The organism is Streptomyces sp. BF23-19 (genome assembly GCF_041106355.1).
Lineage (GTDB): Bacteria > Actinomycetota > Actinomycetes > Streptomycetales > Streptomycetaceae > Streptomyces > Streptomyces virginiae_A.
In genome coordinates this window covers 21,911-33,780 of sequence record NZ_JBGBPT010000056.1, presented here as the reverse complement: position 1 = coordinate 33,780, position 11,870 = coordinate 21,911, and the positions used below count along the sequence as shown (strand labels likewise).

The following is an 11,870-nucleotide window of genomic DNA, read 5'->3' as shown; positions in this document are numbered from 1 at the left end:
CCCTCCCCGGGCATCCGCAGCCGCCCCGCTTTGTCAGAGGTACTGACCGGTGTTTGCCACCGTGTCGATGGAGCGTCCGGTGTCCGCGCCTTGCTTTCCGGTGACGAGGGTGCGGATGAATACGATCCGCTCGCCCTTCTTTCCGGAGATGCGGGCCCAGTCGTCCGGGTTGGTGGTGTTGGGCAGGTCCTCGTTCTCCTTGAACTCGTCCACGCAGGCCTGGAGCAGGTGGGCCACCCGCAGACCCTTCTGGTTGTGTTCGAGGAAGGCCTTGATGGCCATCTTCTTGGCCCGGTCGACGATGTTCTGGATCATCGCGCCGGAGTTGAAGTCCTTGAAGTAGAGGACTTCCTTGTCGCCGTTGGCGTACGTGACCTCGAGGAAGCGGTTCTCCTCGGTTTCGGCGTACATCTGCTCGACGACGGTCTGGATCATGCTGTGGACGGTGCCGTCCTTGGAGTCCTGGTGTTCGGACAGGTCGTCCGAGTGCAGGGGCAGCGAGGCCTTGAGGTACTTCGCGAAGATGTCCTTCGCGGCCTCGGCGTCCGGGCGCTCGATCTTGATCTTCACGTCGAGCCGGCCGGGGCGCAGGATGGCCGGGTCGATCATGTCCTCGCGGTTGGAGGCGCCGATGACGATGACGTTCTCCAGGCCTTCCACGCCGTCGATCTCGGCGAGCAGCTGGGGGACGATGGTGTTCTCCACGTCCGAGCTGACGCCGGATCCGCGGGTGCGGAAGAGGGATTCCATCTCGTCGAAGAAGACGATGACGGGGGTGCCCTCGCTGGCCTTCTCGCGGGCGCGCTGGAAGACGAGGCGGATGTGTCGCTCGGTCTCGCCGACGTACTTGTTGAGGAGTTCGGGGCCCTTGATGTTCAGGAAGTAGGACTTCCCGGCGGGCTGGCCGGTCACCTCGGCGACCTTCTTGGCAAGGGAGTTGGCGACGGCCTTGGCGATGAGCGTCTTGCCGCAGCCGGGCGGGCCGTAGAGCAGGATGCCCTTCGGGGGCCGCAGTTCGTGTTCCTTGAAGAGGTCCGGGTAGAGGTACGGGAGCTCGACCGCGTCGCGGATCAGCTCGATCTGGTCGCCCAGGCCGCCGATCTTGTCGTAGTCGATGTCGGGGACCTCTTCGAGGACGAGTTCTTCGACCTCGCTCTTGGGGACGACCTCGTAGACGTAGCCGGAGCGGGGTTCGAGCAGGAGGGCGTCGCCGGGGCGGATGGTGATGTCCAGGAGCGGCTCGGCGAGCCTCACCACCCTTTCCTCGTCGGTGTGCCCGACGACCAGGGCGCGCTCGCCGTCCTCGAGGATCTCCTTGAGGGTGACGATGTCCCCGGCCCGCTCGAATTCCATGGCCTCGACCACGTTGAGGGCCTCGTTGAGCATGACCTCCTGGCCGCGCCGGAGGTCTTCCGGGTCGACGCTGGGGCTGACGTTCACGCGGAGCTTTCGGCCTCCGGTGAAGATGTCGACGGTGCCGTCCTCGTTGGCCTGCAGGAAGACACCGAAACCGGCCGGCGGCTGTGCGAGCCGGTCGACTTCTTCCTTGAGGGCCACGATCTGGTCTCGGGCCTCACGGAGGGTATTCGCGAGTCGTTCGTTCTGTGCGGATACGCCGGCCAGGTTTGTCTGGAGCTCGACGATCCGCTCTTCGAGAATCCTCGTGTGTCGCGGAGAGTCGGCGAGCTTTCGTCGCAGGACGGCGATTTCCTGCTCGAGATAGGCAACCTGGCCGGCGGGGTCCTCGGACCCTCGCGCGGGCCGGATGCCGCGGTTGATGTCGTCGTCGTGGGCTGCCACGGTCCTCACCTCCTCCAAGGGGAGCTGGACGCTTCCTGACCCTACCTGGGCTGGTGGTGATTGAAACCCCTAGATCACAAAGACGGTAGAGGTGTGTCCGATCTTCACCCTTGCGTACTCCCTCACGCCAAGGAAATACCCACCCATCAAACTCGGGAAGCAGCCGGTTGTAAGGTCGAAGCGTTCAACACCCGTCAGGGCCCGCGCGACTTGCTGCGGGTTTCGACCGGGATGGATCACTCAGCGCAGGGAACGGCAGGAGATATGACCGTGCAGCAGGAGGCTCCGACGGGTGGTGCCGGTGAGGCCGGCGAGCCGCTCGAGGTCTGGATCGATCAGGACCTGTGCACCGGGGACGGCATCTGCGTGCAGTACGCGCCTGAGGTGTTCGAGCTGGACATCGATGGTCTGGCGTATGTGAAGAGCCCGGAGGACGAGCTGCTGCAGGACACGGGGGCGACCACTCCGGTTCCGCTGACGCTGCTCCAGGACGTGGTCGACTCGGCCAAGGAATGTCCGGGGGACTGCATTCATGTGAGGCGCGTTTCGGACAGGGTGGAAGTCTTCGGTCCCGACGCGGAGTGACGCTTCAAACACTCCTGGCGGCCGAGTCCGTCAGCTCCTGGCGGAATTTTCCGTCGCGCCAGCGCCACTTGGCGAGCTGCTTCGTGTCGGGGCTGTAGCGGGGTACGTCGGGTGAGGAGTAGCCGACGAGGGTCGCGGTGACCAGTCCGTCGCGCACGGTGAGCTCGGTGGCGGTCTGTCGTCGGGAGGCTTCGAGCAGGGTGGCGACGACGCGGGGGCGGGTGCCTTCGGTCGGGTCCTGGACGAGTACGTAGATCGCGTGGGGCGGGGTGCCGGAGCCGGCGTCGCAGCGGACGGCGGCCACGGTCTCGGGGCGGCCGTCGCCGTCGAGGTCGCCCTGGGCGCTGGTGGTGACGGTCTGGGGGGCGCCCTTGCAGTCGAGGGGGTAGCTGACTCCCGCCGGGTCGGGTGGGGTGGCCAGGGGGCCCTTCGCGGGGGGCTGGGCGGCTGCTGCGGTGGTGTCGGTGGCCGGGGTGCCGGTGGCCGGTTGTACGAGTCCTGCGGCGGCTATGACGGCTGCCATGGCGGTGGCCGTGGCGAGCCAGTGGACGGGCCTGGTGCGGCTGTGCTCCAGGGTGTGCGGGAGCGGGGCCGTCTCGGCGTGGCTGTGCGGCACGCGGGGTGTCTCCTGTGCGAAGGGTGACGAGGAGCCAGCATCGTGCCACACCTCACAGAGCGGTGGAACGGCTGGGTCCGGGGCTGGTGCACGGGACAACGAAAAGGCGCTGTGGGGCAGTTCCCGGGTCGGTCGGGGGAACTGCGCCACAGCGCCTTCGTGTTGGGTCTGCGGGGCCGTTACGCGGAGCGGTCGCTGCCGGGGCCGTCGTAGTCCTCGCCGTAGGCGCCCTTGGCGGGGCGGCGACGGCGCATGGGGGGCTCGACGCCGTCCGCGAGGCGGCGGGCGGTGACGAGGAAGCCGGTGTGGCCGATCATCCGGTGGTCCGGGCGGACGGCGAGGCCTTCCACGTGCCAGTTGCGGATCATCGATTCCCAGGGCTGCGGCTCGGCGAAGCAGCCGATCTCGCGGATGGACTCGACGGTCTTGGACAGCTGGGTGGTGGTGGCCACGTAGCAGCAGAGGATGCCGCCGGGGACCAGGGCCTTGGAGACGGCTTCGAGGCATTCCCAGGGGGCGAGCATGTCGAGGATGACGCGGTCGACGTCCGTGTCGGACAGGTTGTCCTGGAGGTCGCCGACGGTCAGCTGCCACGCGGGGTGGGGGCCGCCGAAGTAGCGTTCGACGTTGGCGGTGGCGATTTCGGCGAAGTCCGCGCGGCGCTCGTAGCTGTGGAGCATGCCCTGGTCGCCGATGGCGCGCAGCAGGAAGCTGCTCAGGGAGCCGGAGCCCACTCCCGCTTCCACGACGCGGGCGCCGGGGAAGATGTCGGCGAAGGCCAGGATCTGGCCCGCGTCCTTGGGGTAGACCACGGCGGCGCCGCGGGGCATGGACAGGACATAGTCGGGGAGCAGGGGGCGCAGCGCGAGGTATGCGACGTTGCCCGTGGTGCGGACAACGCTGCCTTCGGGAGCACCGATCAGCTCGTCGTGCGGGAAGGAACCCTTGTGGGTGTGGAAATTCTTCCCGGCTTCGAGCGTGAACGTGTAGTGGCGGCCCTTGGGGTCGGTGAGCTGTACCTGGTCCCCGACCTCGAAGGGCCCGCGTCGGCGGGCGGCACCGGTCGGTTCGGACATGTGACCAGTGTATTGGCTTCAGGACTGGGGCCGTGCCATGGCCTTCACGAAGGCCTTTTCGACGTCGAGGGTGGACAGGACGCCGTAGATGGTGCCGGTGGTTTCGAGGACGAGGTATTCGGTGGCGGGGGTGGCGCGGAGGTGGTCGAGGAGTTCTTCGCCGGTGAGGTCCGCTGAAACCTTCATGCCGTCGGTGAGGTCCTGGGCGAGGGTGCTGACGGCGACCCAGGGGCGGCGGTGTTCGGGGACGGAGGCGATGGCGGTTTCGCGGACGATGGCGGTGGGGTCGCCTTGTCCGTCGACGACGACGAGGGCGCGGGCGCCGGCTTCGTTGGCGCGGCGCAGGGCCTCGGAGAGGGGGGTGGCGTTCTCGACGGGGATGGCGCGTCGGGTGAGGGTGCGGGCGCGTAGTTCGGGGAGGTGCTCGCGCAGGCGGGCCATGCGCAGGCTGTTGCCGGCGCCGGTCCAGATGATGCCGGCGAGGATGGCGGCGAGCAGGGCGTCCATGACGGTGTTCATGCCGCCGATTTCCGAGGTGCGGTTGCCGAGGACGCCGGTGTGGGTGAGGAGGGGGAGGCCGAGGAGGACGGCGAGGGCGAGGCCGCGGCCGACCCAGGCGGCGGCGATGGTGCCGGTCATGGGTTTGCCGGTGATGCCCCAGATGACGGCGCGGAGCATGCGGCCGCCGTCGAGGGGGAGGCCGGGGAGCAGGTTGAAGGCGGCGACGAGCAGGTTGGAGATCATCAGGCCGGCGAGGAGGACACCGGGGACGGTGGCCGGGTCGACGGCTTTCATGCCGAGGTAGAAGGCTCCGGTGAGGACGAGGGAGAGCAGGGGGCCGACGAAGGCGAGGACGAATTCGCGGCCGGGTGTCTCGGATTCCTTTTCGATCTCGGAGACTCCGCCGAAGAACTGGAGCTGGATGCGGCGCACGGGGAGTTTGAAGCGGAGGGCTGCGACGGTGTGCGCGAGTTCGTGGACCAGGACGGAGGCGTAGAAGGCGACGGCGAAGAAGAGGGAGACGAGGTAGCGGACGGGTCCGAGGTCGGGCAGGACGCGGTCGAGCTGGTCGCCGAAGACCCAGGTGATGAGGGCGGCGACGAGGAACCAGCTGGGCGAGACGTAGACGGGTACGCCGAAGGGGCGGCCCATGAGGAGTCCGCCGCCCGGTCCGGAGCGGCCGCCTGAGCGCTCGCCGGTTTCGTCGGTGTCTGCCACGGCTGTCCTTCGTTCGGTGCTGGTGTTTCCAGTGTGTTCTGTTCGTGTGCGGGGTGGTGGTGTAGCGGGTTGTGATGCTCCGATCATGCAGTGCGAGGGGGCTCGGCGTCGATGGTATGCGCGTCCTGTCGGTGGTGGGTCGTAGGGTTTTGTGCATGACGACGAGCCCCGGTGCTGTGCCTGGCGCAGCCGATGCCGAAGTGCGGAGCGCTGTGGCGCCCTCTTCGCTTTCCCCTTCGCGGGCGAGCGATTTCATGCAGTGCCCGCTGCTGTACCGGTTCCGGGTGATCGACAGGCTGCCGGAGAAGCCGAGTGCGGCCGCGACGCGGGGGACTTTGGTGCATGCGGTGCTGGAGCGGCTCTTCGATCATCCGGCGCAGGAGCGGACGGCGCCGGCGGCGAAGGCGTTGTTGCCGGGGCAGTGGGATCGGCTGCTGGAGTCGAAGCCGGAGCTGATGGGGCTGTTCCCGGAGGGTGACGAGGGGGCGGGGCTGGCGCGGTGGCTGACGGAGGCCGAGGCGTTGGTGGAGCGGTGGTTCACGTTGGAGGACCCGACGCGGCTGGAGCCGGTGGAGCGGGAGTTCTTCGTGGAGACGGAGCTGGAGTCGGGGCTGCGGCTGCGCGGGATCATCGACCGGGTGGACGTGGCGCCGACGGGTGAGGTGCGGATCGTCGACTACAAGACGGGGAAGGCGCCGCGGCCGGAGTATGCCGAGGGTGCGCTGTTCCAGATGAAGTTCTACGCGCTGGTGGTGTGGCGGCTGAAGCAGGTGGTGCCGCGGCGGCTGCAGCTGGTGTATCTGGGCAGTGGGGATGTGTTGACGTACGACCCGGTGGTCGCGGATCTGGAGCGGGTGGAGCGCAAGCTGCTGGCGTTGTGGGAGGCGATCCGGGAGGCGACGGAGTCGGGTGAGTGGCGGCCGCGGCCGACGAAGCTGTGTGGCTGGTGTGATCATCAGGCGGTGTGTCCGGAGTTCGGTGGTACTCCCCCGCCGTACCCGTTGGTGATCTCCCCGCGTCCTGAGGTGAATCCGGCGGGGTCGGGGGCGGAGCGCCCGAAGGAATCCTGATCTCGGTGTCAGGGCAGAATGGGCGGGCCCGCCGTAGCCGTCCGACGAATTCGAGGTAGACCCCGTGGCGATCCGCGTCCTTCTGGTCGACGACCAGCCGCTGCTGCGCACCGGCTTCCGGATGATCCTGGAGGCGGAGGAGGACCTGGCGGTGGTCGGTGAGGCCGGGGACGGTCTGCAGGCGCTGGACCAGGTGCGGGCGCTGCAGCCCGATGTGGTGCTGATGGACATCCGGATGCCGCGGATGGACGGGGTGGAGGCGACCCGGCAGATCACGGGTCCGGAGCGGGACGGGCCGGCGAAGGTGCTGGTGCTGACCACGTTCGACCTGGACGAGTACGTGGTGGAGGCGCTGCGGGCGGGGGCGAGCGGGTTCCTGCTGAAGGACGCGCCGGCGGCCGAGCTGGTGCAGGCGATCCGGGTGGTCGCGGCGGGTGAGGCGATGCTCGCGCCGAGCATCACGCGGCGGCTGCTGGACAAGTACGCGGGGCATCTGCCGTCGGGTGAGGAGAACCTGCCGAACAATCTGGGGACGCTGACCGAGCGTGAGGTCGAGGTGCTCAAGCTGGTGTCCCGGGGGCTGTCGAACGCGGAGATCGCGGCGGATCTGTTCGTGAGCGAGACGACGGTCAAGACGCATGTGGGGCATGTGCTGACGAAGCTGGGGCTGCGGGACCGGGTCCAGGCGGCGGTGTACGCGTACGAGAGCGGTCTGGTGCGTCCCGGGGCCCAGTAGGTCCGCCGGGGGCGCGTATGCGCGAAAGGGCCGTACGCGCGTGTGCGCGTACGGCCCCTTCGCGTGGTGCCGGGCCCGCCCGTGGGCGGGCGCGTGGTGCCGGGCCCGCCCGTGGGCGGGTCCGGCTCCGGTGGCATCAGCCCTTGCTGATCTCCCAGAAGCGGAAGACGGTCGAGGCGTCGAGGGACCACTGCAGGCCGCTCACGTTCTGGCGGGTGACGGCGTACTGCTTGCCCTGCCAGAGCGGGATGAGCGGGAGCTCCTCGGCGACGATGTCCTGGAGGCGGTTGTAGTCCGTGTTGGCCGCGGTGCGGTCGGACTTCGCGGAGGTCGACGGGATGATCGTCCCGGTGATCTCCTTGTTGTCGTAGTTGTTGTTCAGCACGTTGTCCGGGCCGAAGAACGGCTGCGTGAAGTTGTCGGCGTCCGGGTAGTCGGGCACCCAGCCCTTCACGTACACGCCGTACTTGCCGGCCTGGATGTCCTTCTCGTACTGCTCGTACTCGACGGACTTGACGTCGGCGTCGAAGAGGCCGCTGTCGTTGAGCTGCTTGGCGATGACCTCGAACTGCTGGTCCGTGGAGGGGCCGTAGCGGGACGGGGTCGAGTACAGGGTGACCTTGACCTTGCCGTTGATGCCGCCGGCCTTGAGGACGGCCTTGGCCTTCTCGGGCTGCGGAGTGCCGCCGTAGCGGTCGAAGAACGGGGTCGTGTGGCCGGCGATGCCGGTGGGCACGATGGAGTAGAGCGCGGTGGCGGTGCCCGCGTACACGTCGCGGACGAGGGCTTCGCGGTCGATGAGGTAGGCCATGGCCTTGCGCACGGGGAGCTTGCCGACGACGGGGTCGTTGACGTTGAACACCATGTGCTCGACCTCGGCGCCGGTGCCCTGGACGACGTCGACCTTGTTGTCGCCGGTCTTGCTGGAGGCGAGGGCGGCGATGTCCTTGGCGGCGAGGCCGCGGAAGGCGAAGTCGACGTCGCCGCTTTCGAGGGTCGTCTTGAGGCCGGCCTGGTCGCCGTTGAAGAACTTGAGGGTGACGCCGGTGTTCTTGGCCTTGGCCTTGCCGCTGTAGGACTCGTTGACGGAGAAGCTGGCGCTCTTCTCGCCGAAGGAGTCGAGCTTGTAGACGCCGGAGCCGATGGCCTTGTTGTCGGTGCGCAGCTTGTCGGCCGGGTACTCGGCGTGGTCGACGATGGAGCCGGCACCCGACGCGATCTTGCTGGGGAAGGTGGCGTCGGAGGTCTTGAGCTTGAAGACGACGGTCTTGTCGTCGGGGGCGTCGATGCTCGCGATGGACGCGAGCATGACGGCCGGGCCGTTCGCGTCGTTGATCTTCAGGGTGCGCTCGAAGGAGAACTTGACGTCCTTCGAGGTGAGGCTGTGGCCGTTGCTGAACTTCAGGCCGTCGCGCAGGGTGCACTTGTAGAGCTTGCTGTCGCCGCCCTCGAAGCCGCAGGCCTGGGCGGCGTCGGGCTCGGGGGTGGTGCCGCCCTTGGGGAAGCTCAGCAGCGACTGGAAGACGTTGTTGAACAGCAGCCAGGAGCCGGGGTCGTAGCCCGATGCCGGGTCGACGGACTTCACCTTGTCGGATATGCCCATGACCACCCCCTTGCCGCTGCCGGCATTGGAGCCATCGGTCGAGCCGCAACCGCTGAGCAGCGCGGCGGCGGTGGCCGCGCCGAGCGGGGCCGCCAGCCACTGGTTACGTCGATTCACGCGAACGTCCTTCACAGTCGAACTGTTTCGTTGGTCCGGCCCGCGACTTCCGCTGCCGGTCGATGCCTTGCTCAGCCGCTTACGCCACGGCCGAGCTCCCACAGCTGGAGGTCGGAGATGGAGTTGACCGACCACTCCACTCCGGTGATCCCGTCGCGTGCGGCGACGTACTGCTTGCCCTGCCACAGGGGCAGGACGGGCACGTCCTCGGCGACGATGTCCTGTATCTCCGTGATCGCGGGGACGGCGATCGTACGGTCGACCGCCCGCCGGGATTCGGGGATGAGCCTGGTGCGCACCGCGCTGTTGGCGTACGGCGTGCCCAGGAAGTTGTCCTGCTCCAGGAACGGGGCGAGGAAGTTGTCGGCGTCCGGGTAGTCGGGGAACCAGCCGAGCCCGTAGGCGGCGTGGTCGCCCTTCTTCTGGGCGGGGCGGAAGTCCGCCCATTCGCTGCCCTGGACGGTGATGTCGAAGAGGCCGGTGGAGTTCAACTGGGCTTTGAGGGCGTCGAACTCGGCGGCCGTGCCGTCGCCGTAGTGGTCGCTGGTGTAGTGCAGGGTCAGCTTGACCGGGGTCTTGATCCCGGCTTCCTTCAGCAGGGCGGCGGCCTTGGGCGTGTTGGCGTCGCCGTACTTGTTGTAGAAGGAGTTGACGTGGCCCGGCACGGTGGTGGGGACCAGCGAGTAGAGCGGCTGCGCGGACTTGCCGTAGACCTTGGAGATGAGCTGGCCGCGGTCGACGGCGGCGGCGAGCGCCTGGCGTACGGCCTTGTCCTTGACGACCGGTGCCTCGGTGTTGAAGCCGAGGTAGCGGATCTCCAGGCCGGGCATCGGGACCAGCTTGACGCCCTTGGGGGGCTGGGCGCTGAACTCGGTGATCTGGGCCGGCGACAGGGTGCGGGAGACCATGTGGATCTTCCCGTCGGTGAGTGCCTTGCCCATGGCCGGGGAGTCGGTGAAGGTGCGCAGCTCGACCTTGTCGTTCTGCAGCTTGAGGTCGCCCTTGTAGTGCGGGTTCTTGGTGAAGACGGCGCGCACCAGTCGGCCGCTCTTGACCTCGGCCTTCATCGTGTAGGGGCCGGAGCCGTCCACGGCGAAGCCCTCGCGGAGCTTCTTGGCGTCGTAGTTCTTCTCGCTGACGATGCCGGCGGCGGGGGTGGAGAGCTTGAAGGGGAAGGTCGCGTCCGGGGTCTTCAGGTGGAAGACGACGGTGTCGGCGCCCTTGACCTCGACGTTGTCGAGGGTGGAGAGGAGCGAGGAGGGGCCGTTCTCGTCCTTGATGGCGAGGACGCGGTCGATGGAGAACTTGACGTCCTTGGCGGTGAGGGGCTCACCGTCGGCGAACTTCAGACCGGGGCGCAGGGTGCAGCGGTAGCTCTCGTTGCCGGAGTCGGTGAAGCGGCAGGCGGAGGCCGCTTCGGGGACGGGCTGACCGCCGCCGCGCGGGGTGTGCATCAGCGTCTGGACGGTCTGGCGCAGGATGTTCCAGGCGCCGGCGTCGTAGGCGTAGGCCGGGTCGAAGGGGGCGGGAGCGAAGTCTGCGGCCTCGAACCGATCGGTGGTTCCGACGACGATCGCTCCGGATCCTGCTCCTCCGCCGCTCGCGCTGCCGCAGGCGGCCAGCGCGGGGGTGAGCAGTCCGGCCGCGGCCGTCAGCACCATGGTCTTGCGGTTCATGCTGGAAGTACTCCCTGTAACCGGCACTTGTTCAAAGCGGCGTAGAGGGCACTTCGCGGCGGTCGCCCGTTCAGGGCGGAACGATCGGGCCGGTGGTGTGACGATCGGTCCACGCGGTCCCGGCACAGGGGTGTGTGTCGGGGACGGCTGAGGTGCGGCGTAGTGCCCACATCGACACTAGTGGCCCGGGACGGGATGGCTGGAACTGACCGGACTTGGGGCGTAATCACACCGTGATCGGAGCGAACTGCCTGTTCACGCGCAGGGCTGCGCAGATTCGGTCAGGGGCTGATCAATGTGGACACATTGGTAGCCGCGGGGGCTCCGGGGCAGACCCGCCGGGGGTGCGGAGCGTGACCAAGGTCACCCTCCGCAACGACCCCGGAAAGGATGGAATTTCAGCCTCCGGGGCCCGGGGCGGAAGATCCTTCCGTCAGGGCCCAGCCGGACAGCGTTCCGTTCGGCACGGAGCGTGCTCGGAGGGCTCCGGTGCGTGGCAATGCATACCGATGTGGGTCAGTGCATGCCGATGTGTCCGCTTGGGTCGGGTGCGGGCCCGACGGGAGGGCGGGGTCGTCACTCTCAGTTCATCGGGGCGATGAGCGAGCGCAGGAACGCGAGGTCGACGTCTTCCAGCGAGCGGACGACCGTCCGCCCGGGGGCGGCTTCGATCACGCCGACCGAGGGGATGGCCACGACCCGGCAGCCGGCGGCCTCGGCGGCCGCCACACCGGTGTGGGTGTCCTCGATGACCGCGCACCGGGAGGGGTGCGCGCCCAGCGAGCGCGCGGCGAACAGGTACGGGTCGGGGTGCGGCTTGGTACGGGCCACCTCGTCGCCGGCGACCGTCATCGTGAAGCGGTCGCGGCCGAGGGTGAGCAGCACCTGGTCGATGACCCGGCGGTGGGAGGCGGAGACCAGGGCGGTGGGCACGTTGTGCCGGGCGAGCTCGCTCAGCAGCCGCTCGGCGCCGGGCATCAGCGGCACCCGGTCGGCGATGCGGGCCTCGAAGCGCTCGTTGAGCAGGACGCTCAGCTCGGCGAGGCCGATGGCCGCGCCGGTCGACTCGATCAGGAAGGCGGCGCTGCGGCTCATCGGACCGCCCACGACCACGTCGCGCCAGGCCTCGTCCAGACGGTGGCCCAGCTCCTGGAAGATCTCGGCCTCGATCTCCCACCAGAAGCCTTCGGTGTCGACCAGGGTGCCGTCCATGTCGAGCAGCACCGCCTGCAGGGCAGAACCGTCGGCCGTACGGGCGACGGGGGCGGGAACGGTGCTCGTCATGCGCATGCCTCTCAGAAGGGACGAGAAGGCCGGTCACCTCTTCCGCGGGGCATACCACCCCGGGGAACAGGCGACCGGCCTGTATGGGA

At 68.4% G+C, this 11,870-nt stretch carries 10 protein-coding genes; 3 read left to right on the top strand and 7 right to left on the bottom strand.

Annotation, left to right across the window (positions count from 1 at the left end):
* Window positions 1-33: 33 nt before the first annotated feature.
* Window positions 34-1,800 carry a proteasome ATPase gene (gene arc, locus AB8A24_RS27930; protein ID WP_030723365.1) on the bottom strand — a complete coding sequence of 589 codons (1,767 nt, stop codon included), beginning with the start codon at window positions 1,798-1,800 and terminating at the stop codon, window positions 34-36.
* A 264-nt stretch (window positions 1,801-2,064) separates the two neighbouring features.
* Between arc and AB8A24_RS27925 the strand changes: the two genes are divergently transcribed.
* Window positions 2,065-2,385: a ferredoxin gene (locus AB8A24_RS27925; RefSeq protein WP_328963976.1), complete on the top strand. Its 321-nt coding sequence runs from the start codon at window positions 2,065-2,067 to the stop codon at window positions 2,383-2,385.
* A gap of 4 nt (window positions 2,386-2,389) precedes the next feature.
* Here AB8A24_RS27925 and AB8A24_RS27920 read toward each other — a convergent pair whose 3' ends face one another.
* The 3 genes from AB8A24_RS27920 to AB8A24_RS27910 all read right to left on the bottom strand — a co-directional run bounded on the left by AB8A24_RS27920 (window position 2,390) and on the right by AB8A24_RS27910 (window position 5,295).
* Entirely contained in the window at window positions 2,390-3,001 is a 612-nt protein-coding gene (locus AB8A24_RS27920) for a hypothetical protein (protein ID WP_266389624.1), read from the bottom strand.
* A gap of 179 nt (window positions 3,002-3,180) precedes the next feature.
* Window positions 3,181-4,077: a tRNA (adenine-N1)-methyltransferase gene (locus AB8A24_RS27915; protein WP_030016358.1), complete on the bottom strand. Its 897-nt coding sequence runs from the start codon at window positions 4,075-4,077 to the stop codon at window positions 3,181-3,183.
* A gap of 18 nt (window positions 4,078-4,095) precedes the next feature.
* Window positions 4,096-5,295, bottom strand: coding sequence for a site-2 protease family protein (locus tag AB8A24_RS27910; protein ID WP_323181199.1), 1,200 nt, complete (start codon window positions 5,293-5,295; stop codon window positions 4,096-4,098).
* Between the two features lie 155 nt (window positions 5,296-5,450).
* On the opposite strand from AB8A24_RS27910, the gene AB8A24_RS27905 reads away from it, so the two are divergent.
* A complete protein-coding gene (locus AB8A24_RS27905) occupies window positions 5,451-6,365 on the top strand; it encodes a RecB family exonuclease (RefSeq protein ID WP_328963975.1) in 915 nt (304 codons plus the stop codon).
* A gap of 64 nt (window positions 6,366-6,429) precedes the next feature.
* Window positions 6,430-7,101 carry a response regulator transcription factor gene (locus AB8A24_RS27900; protein WP_328963974.1) on the top strand — a complete coding sequence of 224 codons (672 nt, stop codon included), beginning with the start codon at window positions 6,430-6,432 and terminating at the stop codon, window positions 7,099-7,101.
* 136 nt (window positions 7,102-7,237) lie between these two features.
* Here the strand turns inward: AB8A24_RS27900 and AB8A24_RS27895 are convergent, their stop codons facing one another.
* The 3 genes from AB8A24_RS27895 to AB8A24_RS27885 form a co-directional block, all read right to left on the bottom strand.
* On the bottom strand, window positions 7,238-8,821 hold the full coding sequence (locus AB8A24_RS27895; protein WP_328963973.1) for an ABC transporter substrate-binding protein: 1,584 nt from the start codon (window positions 8,819-8,821) through the stop codon (window positions 7,238-7,240).
* 71 nt (window positions 8,822-8,892) lie between these two features.
* Complete coding sequence (locus AB8A24_RS27890; protein WP_328963972.1) at window positions 8,893-10,497, bottom strand: ABC transporter substrate-binding protein; 1,605 nt, start codon at window positions 10,495-10,497, stop codon at window positions 8,893-8,895.
* Window positions 10,498-11,079: 582 nt separating this feature from the next.
* Window positions 11,080-11,781 (bottom strand): HAD family phosphatase, encoded by a 702-nt coding sequence (locus AB8A24_RS27885; protein WP_328963971.1) that lies wholly within the window; start codon window positions 11,779-11,781, stop codon window positions 11,080-11,082.
* Window positions 11,782-11,870 lie beyond the last annotated feature (89 nt).